The organism is Bradyrhizobium sp. ORS 86, from assembly GCF_045571475.1.
In the GTDB taxonomy this organism is placed as follows: Bacteria; Pseudomonadota; Alphaproteobacteria; order Rhizobiales; family Xanthobacteraceae; genus Bradyrhizobium.
In genome coordinates this window covers 491,813-506,390 of sequence record NZ_CP120699.1, presented here as the reverse complement: position 1 = coordinate 506,390, position 14,578 = coordinate 491,813, and the positions used below count along the sequence as shown (strand labels likewise).

Annotated in this window: 11 protein-coding genes; 9 read left to right on the top strand and 2 right to left on the bottom strand. The window is 65.7% G+C overall.

The genetic code is table 11. The features are described 5' to 3' along the window. The first annotated feature begins 78 nt into the window (after positions 1-78). The gene (locus tag P6U25_RS02320; protein WP_407149833.1) at positions 79-996 is read left to right on the top strand and encodes an efflux RND transporter periplasmic adaptor subunit; all 918 of its coding nucleotides are present in this window, start codon (positions 79-81) and stop codon (positions 994-996) included. Next, positions 996-4,142 carry an efflux RND transporter permease subunit gene (locus P6U25_RS02315; protein WP_407149832.1) on the top strand — a complete coding sequence of 1,049 codons (3,147 nt, stop codon included), beginning with the start codon at positions 996-998 and terminating at the stop codon, positions 4,140-4,142. Before P6U25_RS02320 ends, P6U25_RS02315 begins: the two co-directional genes overlap by 1 nt. Before the next feature lie 175 nt (positions 4,143-4,317). On the opposite strand, the gene P6U25_RS02310 is transcribed toward P6U25_RS02315, so the two are convergent. Then, positions 4,318-4,992 carry a Crp/Fnr family transcriptional regulator gene (locus tag P6U25_RS02310; RefSeq protein WP_407149831.1) on the bottom strand — a complete coding sequence of 225 codons (675 nt, stop codon included), beginning with the start codon at positions 4,990-4,992 and terminating at the stop codon, positions 4,318-4,320. Between the two features lie 220 nt (positions 4,993-5,212). On the opposite strand from P6U25_RS02310, the gene P6U25_RS02305 reads away from it, so the two are divergent. From P6U25_RS02305 to P6U25_RS02290, 4 genes are all read left to right on the top strand, one after another. Beyond that, entirely contained in the window at positions 5,213-7,180 is a 1,968-nt protein-coding gene (locus P6U25_RS02305) for an AsmA family protein (RefSeq protein ID WP_407149830.1), read from the top strand. A gap of 251 nt (positions 7,181-7,431) precedes the next feature. Further along, entirely contained in the window at positions 7,432-7,641 is a 210-nt protein-coding gene (locus P6U25_RS02300) for a cold-shock protein (RefSeq protein WP_407149829.1), read from the top strand. Positions 7,642-7,755: 114 nt separating this feature from the next. Then, the gene (locus P6U25_RS02295; RefSeq protein ID WP_407149828.1) at positions 7,756-8,163 is read left to right on the top strand and encodes a hypothetical protein; all 408 of its coding nucleotides are present in this window, start codon (positions 7,756-7,758) and stop codon (positions 8,161-8,163) included. A 574-nt stretch (positions 8,164-8,737) separates the two neighbouring features. Further along, positions 8,738-9,610 (top strand): efflux RND transporter periplasmic adaptor subunit, encoded by an 873-nt coding sequence (locus tag P6U25_RS02290; protein WP_407149827.1) that lies wholly within the window; start codon positions 8,738-8,740, stop codon positions 9,608-9,610. A gap of 114 nt (positions 9,611-9,724) precedes the next feature. Here P6U25_RS02290 and P6U25_RS02285 read toward each other — a convergent pair whose 3' ends face one another. After that, positions 9,725-10,567, bottom strand: coding sequence for a caspase domain-containing protein (locus P6U25_RS02285; protein ID WP_407149826.1), 843 nt, complete (start codon positions 10,565-10,567; stop codon positions 9,725-9,727). A gap of 359 nt (positions 10,568-10,926) precedes the next feature. On the opposite strand from P6U25_RS02285, the gene P6U25_RS02280 reads away from it, so the two are divergent. From P6U25_RS02280 to P6U25_RS02270, 3 genes are all read left to right on the top strand, one after another. Further along, the gene (locus P6U25_RS02280; RefSeq protein ID WP_407149825.1) at positions 10,927-12,657 is read left to right on the top strand and encodes a hypothetical protein; all 1,731 of its coding nucleotides are present in this window, start codon (positions 10,927-10,929) and stop codon (positions 12,655-12,657) included. A gap of 235 nt (positions 12,658-12,892) precedes the next feature. After that, the gene (locus tag P6U25_RS02275; protein WP_407149824.1) at positions 12,893-13,618 is read left to right on the top strand and encodes a thermonuclease family protein; all 726 of its coding nucleotides are present in this window, start codon (positions 12,893-12,895) and stop codon (positions 13,616-13,618) included. 46 nt (positions 13,619-13,664) lie between these two features. Beyond that, complete coding sequence (locus P6U25_RS02270) at positions 13,665-14,498, top strand: LssY C-terminal domain-containing protein (RefSeq protein WP_407149823.1); 834 nt, start codon at positions 13,665-13,667, stop codon at positions 14,496-14,498. Positions 14,499-14,578 lie beyond the last annotated feature (80 nt).

The following is a 14,578-nucleotide window of genomic DNA, read 5'->3' as shown; positions in this document are numbered from 1 at the left end:
GCCTGGACAACAGGGTGGCGAGCGAGATGAGATTTCGGCAAGCACTTGCGACGCGCCAGGTCCTGGATTGATCCAGCGATGAACCTTCTTCAGTACCTCAAGCCTGCACTCGGAACAGTCGTCCTTGTTGCCCTCGGCATCACCTATTATTCGTTCGAGCACCGCTCGCACCCCGAGGCAAAGGAAACAGCGGGCGAGGCGCTGGTTGTCGTGACGAAATCGACCAACGCCTGCTTCTCCGACATGGTCCGCGTCACCGGTTTCATCGTGCCGCGCCGCGAGGCGCAGGTGAATGTCGACCAGGAGGGGTCCAAGGTCACCGACGTCTTCGTCCGCGAAGGCGACAGCGTCACCGAAGGCCAGGAACTCGCGCGGCTCACTTCGCCGCCGCAGCAGGCCGCGCAAGGCAATACCAAGCCGATTGTGCTGCGTGCGCCGGCCGCCGGGCTCGTCACCGAGGTGCGCACCGCGGTTGGCGCGCCGGCCTCGCCGCAAGCCCCTCCGATGTTCAAGATTTCCGTCAACAACGAAATCGAACTCGACGCCGAGGTGCCTGGCTTCCAGCTCCTGAAGCTCAATCCGGGCGCCACCGTGCGGATCAGCCGCGACGATGCGCCCGACATGGTCGGCAAGGTCCGCCTGATCTCACCGCAGATCGACCGCACCACCCAGCTCGGACACGTCCGCATCACCCTGAACAACAATCCCACGCTCAAGGTCGGCATGTTTGCTCGTGCCAATATCGACGCCAAGCGCTCCTGCGGCGTTGCGGTGCCGCGCACCGCGATCGACCGCCAGACGCTGCAGGTCGTGAAGGGCAACACGGTCGAAACGCGCAGGGTCCGGGTTGGGCTGACGTCCGATACCTTGACTGAAATCGTTGAAGGCCTCGATGTCGGCGAAATCGTCGTGGCCGACGCCGGCACCTCGCTGCATGATGGCGACCAGATCAAGACGATGTTTGCCGAAGACCTCGATCGCACGCGGACACGCTAATGGCTTTGAACATCTCGGCATGGTCGATCCGGAACCCGCTTCCCTCGATCGTCTTCTCGATCATCCTGCTCGTGCTCGGCTGGGTGTCGTTCACCAAGCTCGCGGTGACACGGCTGCCCAGCGCCGACATTCCGGTGATCTCGGTTGCGGTCTCACAGTTCGGCGCGGCACCGTCGGAACTTGAATCGCAGGTTACCAAGACGATCGAGGATGGCGTCTCCGGCGTCGAGGGCGTGCGCCATATATCATCCTCGATCACCGACGGCCTCTCCGTCACCACGATCCAGTTTGCGCTGGAGACCAACACCGACCGCGCACTGAATGACGTCAAGGATGCGGTGACGCGCGTGCGTGCCAACCTGCCGCAGAACGTCACCGAGCCGTTGATCCAGCGCGTCGACGTGATCGGCCTGCCGATCGTGACCTATGCCGCGATCTCGCCCGGCAAGACGCCGGAGCAGCTCTCCTACTTCGTCGACGATGTGGTCAAGCGCGCGCTGCAGGGCGTGCGCGGCGTCGCGCAGGTCGAGCGCATCGGCGGTGTCGAGCGGGAGATCCTGGTCTCGCTCGATCCGGACAAGCTGCAGGCCGTCGGCCTCACCGCCGTCAATGTCAGCCAGATCCTGCGCGGCAGCAATGTCGACCTTGCCGGCGGACGCGCCGAGATCGGCAAGAACGACCAGGCGATCCGTACATTGGCTGGCGCCAAGACCGTGAACGAGCTCGCCGGCACCATGATCCCGCTGTTCGGCGGCGGCGAGGTGCGGCTCGACGACCTCGGGACCGTCACCGACACCATCGCGGACCGTCGTACCTTCGCCCGCTTCAACGGCGAGCCGGTGGTGGCGCTCGGCATCAAGCGCTCCAAGGGCGCGAGCGACGTGGTGGTCGCGGCCGCCGTGCAGAAGCGCATCGACGCCCTGAAGGCGGCCTATCCCGACGTCGATCTCAAGCTGATCGACACTTCGGTGCAATTCACCAAGGGCAATTACGAAGCCGCGATCTCGACCCTGTTCGAGGGCGCGATCCTCGCCGTCATCATCGTGCTGCTGTTCCTGCGCGATATCAGAGCCACGATCATCGCCGCGGTCTCGCTTCCCCTGTCGATCTTTCCGGCGTTCTGGGCGATGGACCTCCTCGGCTTCTCGCTCAATCTGGTGTCGTTCCTTGCCATCACGCTGTCGACCGGTATCCTGGTCGACGACGCCATCGTCGAAATCGAGAACATCGTCCGCCACATGCGGATGGGCAAAACGCCCTATCGTGCCGCGCTTGAAGCTGCCGACGAGATCGGCCTTGCGGTGATCGCAATCTCGCTGACGATCATCGCGATCTTCGCGCCCGCAAGCTTCATGTCCGGCATCGCCGGGCAGTTCTTCAAGCAATTCGGCATCACCGTCTCGGTGCAGGTGTTCTTCTCGCTGCTCGCCGCGCGCTTCGTCACGCCGATGCTGGCCGCCTACTTCCTCAAGCATCACTCGCAGGACGAGCCGCCGCCGGGCCGCATCCTGCGCGGCTATCACAGCCTCGTCACCTGGTCGGTGAAGCATCACTACGTCACCGTGCTGATCGGCTTTGCGATCTTTGCGGCGTCGATCTGGAGCATCACGCTGCTGCCGCAGGGCTTCCTGCCCGCGCAGGACACCGCGCGCTCGCTGCTCGCGATGGAGCTGCCGCCGGGCTCGCAGCTTGCCTATACCGAGAAGGTCACCGAGGAGATCGTGGCACGGCTGCGCAAGCGGCCTGAAGTGAGGAGCGTGTTCGTCGACGGCGGCCGCGTGCCGCCGGGCACCCAGGAGGTGCGCCGCGCCGCACTGATCATCAACTACACGCCAAAGGCCGATCGCAAGATCACCCAGCGCCAGCTCGAGCTCTCGATCAGCAAGGAGCTCGAGAACGTGCCGGATATCCGGTTCTGGTTCCTCGACGAGAACGGCCTGCGCGCGATCTCGCTGGTCGTCACCGGCACCGACAGCAACATCGTCAACAACGTCGCCAGCGAATTGGCGACGCAGATGAAGCGGATCCCGATCATCGCCAACGTAATCTCGGAGACCGCGCTCGACCGGCCCGAGCTGCGCATCCACCCGCGCGCGGAACTCGCGGCGAGACTCGGCGTCTCGACCGAGAGCCTGTCGCAGACCATCCGCGTCGCCACCATTGGCGATGTCGGCCCGGCGCTGGCCAAGTTCGACGCCGGCGACCGCCAGGTTCCGATCCGCGTGCAGCTCGAGGACAGCGCGCGCGGTGATCTGAAGATGCTGCAGCAGCTTCGGGTGCCGCTCGGCTCGCACGGCGAGAAGGGCGGCGTGCCGCTGTCTGTCGTCGCCGACATCCAGCTCGACCAGGGTCCGACCAGCATCAACCGCTACGATCGCGAGCGGCAGGCCACCGTCGCCGCCGACCTCGTCGGCAATGCCGCGCTCGGCGACGCCACCAAGCTGATCTACGACCTGCCGGTGATGAAGAGCCTGCCCAAGGGGGTGAAGGTCAGCCCGTCGGGCGACGCCGAGAGTCTCAACGAGCTGTCCGACGGCTTCGTCACCGCAATCACCGGCGGCCTGATGATGGTCTATGCGGTGCTGGTGCTGCTGTTCGGCACCTTCCTGCAGCCGATCACCATCCTGTTCTCGCTGCCGCTCTCGATCGGCGGCGCGATCGGGGCGCTGCTGCTGACCGGCAAGCAGCTCACCACGCCGGTGTGGATCGGCATCCTGATGCTGATGGGCATCGTCACCAAGAACGCGATCATGCTGGTCGAGTTCGCCATCGAGGCGATCCGCGGCGGCAAGACGCGCGAAGAGGCGATGATCGACGCCGGCATGAAGCGCGCGCGCCCGATCGTGATGACCACCATCGCGATGGTTGCCGGCATGACGCCGTCGGCACTCGCCTTCGGCGCCGGCGGCGAGTTCCGTTCGCCGATGGCGCTCGCGGTGATCGGCGGCCTGCTGTTCTCGACGCTGCTGTCGCTGGTGTTCGTGCCGGCGATGTTCATGGTGATGGACGACATCGGCGCCCTGATCTGGCGCTTCAGCAAGCGGCTGGTGGTCTCGCACGGCGACCACGAGCTCGCCCCGAACGACCGTCAATCCAAGCCTCCATCCAAGGGGCCGCCCGACACGATGTCGCCTGCGGCGGAATGAGGGCGCAATCGCAGCAGCGCTGAACGCGAAACCCCTGCGGTCAACGGGAGGACCGCAGGGGTTTGCAGATGGATGGCGTGAGGCCAGCAAGGCTGGGTGTCACCCCAAGGACCCGCGCTCCCAATCAAAGCGGCCGCGCCCGGTTCCTGCAAGCACATCTTTTGGGCCATGGCGATTAGTCGTTGCGCGCCACCGCGGTCAGCTTCGGCATGTTGTGCAACAGGATGCGGCCGCGCTGCAGGTCGAGAATGCCGTCCCTGCGCCAGCTCTGGAGCTGCCGGTTGACGCTCTCGCGCGCGGCGCCGACGAAGATGCCGAGCTGCTCCTGCGAGATGTGCACCTCGGAGCCGAAATCCTCCGCCAGCGCGCACAGCCGCCGCGCCAGCCGCACCGGCAGCGGCTGCAGCACGGACTCTTCCATCCGCTCGCTCTGCCGGCGGATGCGCTGAGAGAGCAGTTCGATCAACCGCACCGCGACCTTCGGCTCCCGCGCGAGGAAGCCGAGGAAATCCTCGCGCCGCAGCACGAACAATTCGCTGGGCTCGCCCGCGGTCGCCTCCGCGATGCGGTCCTGGCCGTCGAGCACGGCGATTTCGCCGAAGAGATCGCCGGATCCCATGAAGCTCAACGTCGGCCGGCTGCCGTTAGAGCCGCCGGTCTCGAGCCGGATCTGGCCGCTGCGGACTCCGAACAGGGCATCGCCGGGATCGCCTTTCTGGAACAGCACCTCACCGATCGCGAGCAGCCGGGTGTGGCAAAGGCCGGCAAGCCGCTGCAATTCGTCCGCGCCGAGATCCGCGAACATCGGGTTCATCCTCAAAATGACCGCAAATTCGGCCTGTTTGCTCATGGTACTGCCTTCCAGATCAATCCCAGCGGTCCCGCAACGCCGGTTAGCAAGATTCACCCTCAATGGAGTGTGTCAGAGGTCACATAAGTTCATGCTGGTAACGGATTATTTTTCCCGTGGTTGGAGCCAACTGCCGTTTCCGGGATAATCTCGACTGGTCGGCCCTGCCCGTCCGCGACGCAACCGAACCCGATGCCGTTTGCCCGGTTGGAACGACGATATGAGAGCACTGAAACTTGCAGGAGCCGCGATCGCTGCGGTCGCCGTGATCATCGCGCTGCTCGGGGCGTTCGGCATCCCGGCCGGCGTCCTGACGTCGGCGATCGCCGAGCGGATCGAGCGCGAGACCGGCTACAAGGTTGCGATCAATGGCACCGGCAGGATCGTGCTTTGGCCGACGGTCCACATCGCGCTGCGCGATATCGTGCTGCAGGCCCCGACGCCGCGCGAGGTCAACAACCGCTTCACCGCCGACAGCATCGAGGCCGAGACGACGCTGTCGAGCCTGTGGTCGGGCCGGCCCGAGATCACCGACCTCGTGATCATCAAGCCCGTGATCAACCTGCCGCTGCAGCGCGAGCGCACCCGCGACAACAATCCGCCGGCGCAATCCGCCTCGCCCGGCAACGCCAGCACCCTGTCGGTCAGGCATATCGGCATCAGCGGCGGCACCATCGTGCTCACCAATCCGCGCGACCGCGTCGAGGACCGGATCGAGACGGTGAACGCCGACGTGACGGTCGGCGCCGATCGCAGCATCGTCGTCTCGGGCAACGCGCGCGCCCGCGACAAGCCGGTGAAGTTCGAGATCCGCGCCGCCGCGCCGCCAACGCAGCGGCAGAACGCACCGACCGAATTCAACATCGATGCCCCCGGCCTGTTGCCCGCCGCGCTCAAGGCCAATGCCGAGGTGCGGCTGAACGGCACCGTCCTGATGTTCAACGGCGTGTCCGGCACGCTCGGCGACGGCGGCTTCACCGGCTGGGCCTCGGTCGATTTCGCCAGCAACAAGCCGCTGGTGAAGTGTGACCTCGATTTTCGCCGAATCTCCATCGCCGCGACGCCGAGCCAACCGAACGCCGAGGCGCAGCCCGCGGGCACCAACACCTGGAGCAACGCGCCGATCGACCTCAAGCTGCTCAACTATGTCGACGCGCAGGCCCGTATCTCGGCGGCGGAGCTCATGATCGGCGACGGCCGCTTCGCGCCGGCTTCGATCGATGCCTCGCTCACAAGCGGCGTCGTGAAGGGCCGGCTCGACAATCTCGGCGCCTATGACGGCAATGCCAATGGCGAGCTCACCATCGACGCCAGCAGCGACACGCCCACCTATGCACTGCGGCTCGATCTCAATGGCGTCCGCGCACTGCCGGTGCTGAAGACGCTTGCCGGCTTCGACAAGCTCGACGGCCGCATGCAGGCCAGGTTCGACCTGCATTCGCAAGGCACCAGCGAACGCGCCATCGTCGCCGGCCTCGGCGGCACTGCGCTCGCCGCCTTCCAGGACGGCAAGATCATCGGCCTCAACCTCGCGCAGATGATCCGCAACCTCACCACCAGCCCGTTGTCCGGCTGGCAGGAGAGCGCGGAACTGTCGACCGATCTCAGCCAGCTCTCGGCCTCCTTCAAGATCGACCGCGGCCTGGCCACAACCACCGACCTCGACCTCGTCGGTCCGCTGGTGAAGATGACCGGCGCCGGCACCGTCGACCTCAACACCAGGCAGATCGGCTTCCGCGTCGAGCCGCAGCTCGTGATGAGCACCGAGGGCCAGGGCCGCGCCGGCAATTCGGTCGGCTTCGGCATTCCCGTGATGATCGAGGGGCCGTGGGCGGACCCGCGGATCTATCCGGAGATCCAGGGCATCTTCGACAACCCCGAGGCGGCCTATGCCAAGCTCAAGGAGATGGGCAAGGGCCTGTTCGGGCTTGGCGGTGACGGCAAGGCCCAAGGCAGCGGCGCGAGCCAGGACAATTCGCTCGGCGGACAACTTGGCGAGACCATCGGCAAGCTGCTGCAGCAAGGCCTCTCCACCCTGAACCAGGGCAACAGCACAGACGGGAACCAAGGTTCGTCCCAGGGCCGCGGCTCCGATCACGCTGCACCGCCACCATCGCCGCCCGATCGTGACCAGCATGGCAACAATCCGGCGATGAACGACATCTTGCGACAACTGTTCAATCGCTGACGGCGCCGCACACCGAACAGTTTTAATCACCCGATCCTGGCTGCGGAGCGACGAGAGAGATCGTGCCGCCGCGGGAACCTAGACCGGACCGCACCTTGTATTCGCGGAAAAGATGTGTATGTTCATACCATTCGATTAGCCGTTGTGCCTTGTTGAATGGTCAAAGCGGCCCTTTTCCAAAGAACATCAGTTGAATCGTCGACGCGCAGCTTTGCGCAAAACATGCGCATATGCGCGTTTGGAGAAGAGAAATGGCGACAGGTACTGTGAAGTGGTTCAACGGCCAGAAGGGCTTTGGTTTCATCGAGCCGAGCGACGGCAGCAAGGATGTGTTCGTTCACATCAGCGCGGTCGAGCGTGCCGGTCTCTCCGGCCTCGCCGAAGGACAGAAGGTCTCGTTCGAGCTGAAGACCGACAAGATGCGTGGCAAGACCAGCGCCGAGAATCTTCAACTGGTTTAAGGCGCTGCAGCGTTTCCGGGCAAAGCGGATGCCGCTTCGCGCCAGGAGAACGCGTCAAAAACGTGAATCGAGAGCTTCGGTTCTGATTCAATCAGCACCGAACATCGGCTGGGCATGGTCTTCCTGCGCGAATGCACAGCGTTTGTCGCGCGGAAGCGCAACACGCTTTCCGGATCATGCCATATCGTCATTCCACGGATGTACTGGGATGACATCGAGTCTGCCCGATCCCTTGAGGATCGGGCAGACTTCGGCGCATCTGGAGGTTCGATCGCCATGGCCACGAAGCCACAGAAACTTTCACCCACGAGCCTCGCGCGAGCCGACCGTCAACGGATTGCGGCCGAGGAAGGTGCGCGCGCGATGGCCGACGTCGAGCGCGAGGCGCTCGCCGTGCGCAAGAACATGCAGCGGCTGCGCGCCTTGCGCGAGGCGCGCGACGCCGAAGCGGCCAGGACCGGCCCGGCGCCGGCACAATCCGCCGCCAACACAATCAAGCGGAGCAAACGCGTCGTGCGGTAGCTCCGCGTCGCCTCAGCGACTGCCACTCGCGGCGGCCCGCGATGACGGCTGGTGCGGATCAACATTGTCAAACAGCACGATGATGTGCGCCCGCGGTCTCGCGGCGCGCGTTGCGCCCGAGTTGTGCGGGGCAGCTAGGCTAGCTTGTCACCGCCCTGCGCGCGACGCGTTCGCGTCAAGCAGACGGGGCACCTGCCACTGGGGCGCCAGAACCACACGACTTCACCGTCCGCCAGCTCGCGGCGCCTCGTCGATCGCGCCGCCAGCGTCCATCGCATTCCGCCGCACGTTTGCGACGATCGCGATACGCCCCTCTTGCCGGGCGGGACGGGGGAAGTTGTAGAGCTGAGTTGGGAGTCAAGAAGAATTCTGAAAATCGAAAGGCTGAAAATTGACTCACGAGTGGCGCGAGCGTTCTGCGAGATACGCAACAATAATCGCGCAACCGACCGAGATCATGCAGGAGACGTCACACTGACACGAAAGCGAACCGCCACAGCGGCAGCGCTCTGCGCTGGTTGCTCGGCTCTCCGTCTGCTAATCAGGGGAGCGCATATTTTGGAAATGTCCGCTGATGCCGCCACGCTCTTCGACCCTCACCGCCGCCGCGCTATTCCTGGTCGTAGCGCAGCCGGCACTTGCCGCTGACAACACCGATGCTCAGCCAAAAGGCGCTGCCGTCACCGTGCTGAAGGCTGCGAAGTCCTGCTTCGACAATATCGTCGAGGTCTCGGGCGTCGTGATGGCGCGGGATGAGCGGCAGGTTCGGCCTGAACGGTTCGGGCTGAAGGTGGCGCAGGTGATGGCCGATCCCGGCGATGCCGTCACCGCGGGGCAGCCGCTCGCGCGGCTGACGGACGGTGCCAATGCGATCAACGTCACGGCGCCGGTTGCTGGCACGATCTCGGCCTCCACGGCGATCGTCGGCGCGCCGGCGTCCGCCAAGGGCGAGGCGCTGTTCACGATCATCACCAGGAGCGAGTACGATCTGGTCGGCATGGTGCCGACCCGCGACATCACCAAGGTGAAGGCCGATCAGACCGCGCGGGTTGCCGTGCTCGGCGCCGGCGAGATCGACGGCAAGGTGCGGCTGGTCGCGCCGACGGTCGAGCCGAACAGCCAGCTCGGCCAGGTGTTCATCGCGCTTGCCACCGACCGGCGGCTGCTGGTGAATTCATCCGGCCGCGCGCGGATCAAGACCGGGCAGAGCTGCGGCGTCGCGGTGCCGCTGACCGCGATCCTCTATTCCACCGCCGGCACCGTGGTGCAGGTGGTACGGCGCGACCGTGTCGAGACGCGGCGGGTGGAGACCGGGCTGATGTCGGCCGGACAGGTCGAGATCCGCGACGGCGTGCAGGAGGGTGAGATCGTGGTCGCCCGCGCCGGCGCGCTGCTGCGCGAGGGCGATCCGGTGCGGCCGGTAGCCGAGGGGGCGGAGGTGAAGTAGGCGCGATTGGAGTTCGCGCGCTTCAGTCGTGGAGCGGAGCAAGCGGCACCCCTCTCCGCACGAAGGCTCCATGAAGGGAGCACGATGCGGCCGCGGGTCACGCCGCGCGCTAAATCACCCGCCGAGCTTGACGTCTTCCAGCAGCGACGACGACACCTGCGGCACCTGCTCGCCTTCGCTGACGCGGGACACGGCGGCGCGGGTCTTGTTGAAGGCGGCCTCGACGCCGGCCTGGGTGTTGAGATTGGTCAGGAGCTCCGACACCAGCACGCTGTTCGCGGTCAGGGAATCGTCGGCGACCTTGCCGGGCGCAGCCGAGGTCAGGACCAGCGTGTTCTCCGGCGGGCTGATCGGGGCGAGGCCGTGCGAATAGGCACGGAAGCGGCGCTCATACGGATTGCGCCTGCTTGCATCGAGCACGACGAGCTTGGTGCTGGCGCCCTGCGCGTTCATCACATCGAGCACGGACTCGACGCTGACGCCCGTGCGCTTGACGTCGGCTTCCTTCCAGATCGCGGCGTCGACCGGGATCATGTAGCTCTCGCGACCCACCTGCACGCCGTAACCGCCGAAGAACAGCATCACGACGGTGCCGGGGCGGATCTTCGCCTTCATCCGCTCGACCGCGCGGACCATGTCGTCGCGCGTCGCATCCTCGACGACGTCGACATCGAAGCCGTCATGACGCAACGCGGCCGACAGCGTGCGGGCGTCGTTGATCGGCTGCGCCAGCGGCGCGGAAGCGTCCGGATAGTGGCCGTTGCCGATGATCAGCGCGAGATGGGAGGCGCCGGTATTGACGACGCCGGTGGCCTGCTCGGTGGCGACGGCCTTGGCGGCGTCGAGCGAACGCTTGTTCAGCGCGGCATGGGCGCCGATCGCCAGCGACACCGTGCCGGCCAGCGCCACGGCGACCGCAATGGTGCGGCGGGAAATGCGAAGCTGCCTAAGGTTCATGGCGTTCCTAGTCCCAGTCGTTATCTCAAGGCGCTCAACATGGCCGCGCCAGTTAGTCGCGTTCGATCCGGTCAGGTTTAATGGGGTTGCTTACGTGTGTGCCGGTGAGTTCAACTCTATTTGCGGCATCGCAACAAACAAACCATTAACCCGAGCGGCCGCCGGGAGCAACCTGTTTGGCGCATGAGGCCGATCCGCCGCGCCTCTTGACGGCCTTGAGCAACCGCTATGTGACTCAATCACATTTGTGTTTCCCACGGATTCAGGTAGCCTTCCCAAAGGGTTGCGAGATCTTGGGGCGCACCGCCGAAACATCGTCCGGGCTGACGGCGTTAACCGGTTCCTTGGGAAAGGGTTTCATGGGCTTTCACGGGATCGCGGGAACGGTCTGCCGGGCGCTGACGGCCAAGAAGGATGGCCCGTCGCTGTACGACGTCTGCGACCCCCTGCTGCTGAGATATCAGGGCGGCGATCCCCATCTCGGACAATTCTACCGGACCGCGCTCGGCAATCCGGCGCTGCGCACGCTGCTCCGCCGCACCGGCGTCCCTTCGCTGAAGGATGCCGCGCGGCTTGACCGGCTGCGCGCCGCGCTGATCGCAGCGCGCGACGACGCCGCACCGGATTGGGCCACGATCGGCGCGCCCGTCGCCGAGCTGATGGACGATATTGAGGTGCGCCACCCGCAGCCGCCGGCCGCCACAGCGCCGGGCCGCGCGCCGGCACCGGCCGAGATCGACCGGGTGATCGGCACGTGCGGGGCGCATCTGCTGCGCGCTTTCGCCAAGAACAGCTTCATCCCGACCTATGCCGCGTTCAACCTGCTCGGCGATGCCGACATCGGCGGGCGCGAGATGTTGATGGCGCTCACCGGCCTCAACGCGCGCGGCTACAAGAACTCGACGCTGCTGTTTGCGCTGGCGCGCATTTTCATCGCGCATTCGCCGGCGCGCGCGCTGATCAATCCGCCGTGGCGCGGCATCGCCGAGCCGATGTGGGAGCCGGTGCAGATCCGCCACCGCTCGGCCTATTACGATGCGTTCTTCACCGAGGCGCTGCTCGGCTTCATCGGGAGCGGGCTCGCGTCATCGGATCAGACCAATACCGCGCGGCGCGCGATCGCCGACATGGTGGAGTTCTGCCTGACAACCAGCGCCGAAGAGGTGCCGTCGCATGACGGCTCCTTGGTGAAGGTGATCACCGCGCTGGCGCCGGGGCGACATCCGCGCTTCTCGCGCTTCTTCGCCCAGATCAAGCAGGATCTAGGCTTCGGCATCTACGTGCCGGACTGCGACACCACGGCGTGCTCGTTCTCGGCGGCGACGCAGGCCGGATCCGACGATCCGATCCTCGCCCAGCCGCTCGTCGATTTCTACCGCGGCTACCAGGTGCGAGCCGGCGCCAACGAGCCGCGCGTCACCGTGCCGCTCAACGATAACATCGACTATGAGGGCGGCGTCGTCACCTGGATCGACAATCTCAATGGCGACCGGCCCTATGGCAACGACCTCGATCCGACCTTGAACCTCGACATCCTCGAGGTCTCGTTCCGCAACCTTGCCCGCTGGAAGATCATCGAGACGCCAGAGCGGCTTCAGACCGTGCATCGCATCATCGCGTTCCAGAAGAGGCTGGTCGAGAGCGGCGCGTTCAGGAATCCGCGCTCGCACATCTACTATCTGCCCGAGCTCTATTCGGCCTATTTCGGCCGCTGCTACGCCGCCTTCATCGCGCTGCCGCTCACAGCGCAGCGCATCATCGATCCCGGCAACGTGTTCGCGCTGATCCGCGCCCGCGTGCTCGGCTATGTCGTGAACGAACTGACCGCCCATGAGATGAACCCGTTCGACGCCGCGCTGGCGCTAATGGCGCTGGCGCATCTGAACGCCGAGGTCGCAAGCTTCACGCCGGCGCTGCACTGCATCGTGCAAACCTTCGGCGAAGGCGGTCGCCGCGGCCCCTACAGGGCCTATGAGTGGAACAAGATGAAGACGCCGACGCGCATCCTGGTCGGCGGACCGGAGGTGACGTCGGCCTTCGTGCTGATGGCTCTGGTGCTGGCGCGCAAGCGAATGGCGAATGCTTCGTAGCCCGGATGGAGCGCAGCGAAATCCGAGGCCACCTTTCCGCGGAACGAGTCCCGGATTGCGCGGAGTCTATCATCGGGCGCGCGTTCGCGCGGCCCGTTGGCTCCATCCGGGCTGCAGAACCGAGAATGACGCGAAGTTGAAATCACCTGCAACACAACGCCACTGGCTCCGCTGCCCAATTGCCCGCACAATCTGTGGGCACTAGAAATGGCTTTAGTTCGCGCCGGGATTGCCAATGCTCAAGACGTTGCTCACCGCTGGCCTGCTGTTGTCTCTGCCGACGCTGGCGCACGCCGCCGACATCTCCGGCGTGCCGAAGATCCGCGACGGCGACCAGGTCCAGATCGGCAGCGTCCGCATCCGGCTCGGCGGCATCGACGCACCGTCGACCGACCAGCTCTGCCTCAACACCAAGGGCGAGCGCTGGACCTGTGGCGTCGCCGCGCGCGACGAGCTGATCAAGCATGCCGGCGGCAAGAGCTGGACCTGCCACGCCCGCTCGGTCGACCGCCGCGGCCGCACCATCGCGCGGTGCGAGGTCGACGGCGCGGACATCCAGAAATGGCTGGTCGGCAGCGGCTGGGCGCTCGCCAACACCCACGTCTCGCACGACTACGAGCCGGACCAGAAGGCGGCGCGCGAGGCCAAGGCCGGGATGTGGCAGGGCGCCTTCATCGCGCCGTGGGACTGGCGCGTGCGCAACAAGAAGACGCCGGTGCTCGGCGCCGTGAAGGTGCCGGACAGCGCGCATGCGATCCTGCTCGCGTCGGCCTCCGGACCGGTCGCGCCCTCGCCCGACTGCACCATCAAGGGCAACGTCAACCGTTCCGGCGAGTGCATCTATCACAAGCCGACCAGCCGCTGGTATGCGCGGATCGAGATGAAGATCAGCAAGGGCACGCGCTGGTTCTGCTCCGTCGAGGACGCCGAGGCCGCCGGCTGCCGCGAGACGCGACGCTGACAACGCATGGAATGACGTTCGATTGCGGCATCGGCAGTGCGTCGCCATGACCGACATCCAGCCTGATCCGCATGCGGCACGCAGGCGCCATCGCATCCGGCGCATCGCGATGGCGCTGCTGTTCGTCGTGGCGACGTATCTGATCGCGGCCTATCTGCTGCTGCCGGAGCTCTGGAAGCACTACGAGCATCAGAAGGGCCTCGCTGATCTGCCGATGGTGACGCGCACCGCGCAGGGCATTCCCGGCGATCCCATGAACGTCGGCCTGATCGGCGATCTCACTGACGTGGTCTGCGCGATGCATCAGGCCGGCTGGTACCCGGCCGATCGGATCACGTTGAAGTCCTCGATCGAGATCGTCGGCAGCGTGCTGCTCGATCGCCCGTACAAGGACGCCCCGGTCAGCAACCTGTTCTATCTCGGCCGGCGCGAGGACCTCGCCTTCGAGAAGCCGGTCGGATCGAGCGCGGACCGCCGCAACCATGTGCGCTTCTGGAAGGTGCTCGATTCAGGCGAGGAGAAGCGCCCGGTGTGGCTCGGCGCCGCGACACTGGACCGCAGTGTCGGCGTCAGCCACTATACCGGCGCGGTGACCCATCACATCGCGCCCGACCTCGACGCCGAGCGCGCGCTGCTCGCCACCGACCTGGAAGCCGCCGGCATGGTCACCGCGAAATATCAGGTCACCGGGATCGGTCCCACGCTCGCCGGCCGCAATGGCGGCGGCGATCTCTATTACACCGACGGCGAGATCTGGGTGCTGCGCCTGGTCGAGGCCTGCAAGAAGCATGATGGCGCGGTCGAGCAGATCCCAAGCCCGGCCGCGACCGCATTCAAGGACCAGGTCTGGCACGCCGTCGTCGAGGCGATCGGCAAATAAGGCAGCCGTGTCCCGCACTTTTTGAAGCCCTGGATTGCTCCGCCATGCTCGCAATCACGGGCCCGATCGCATATCCTCCC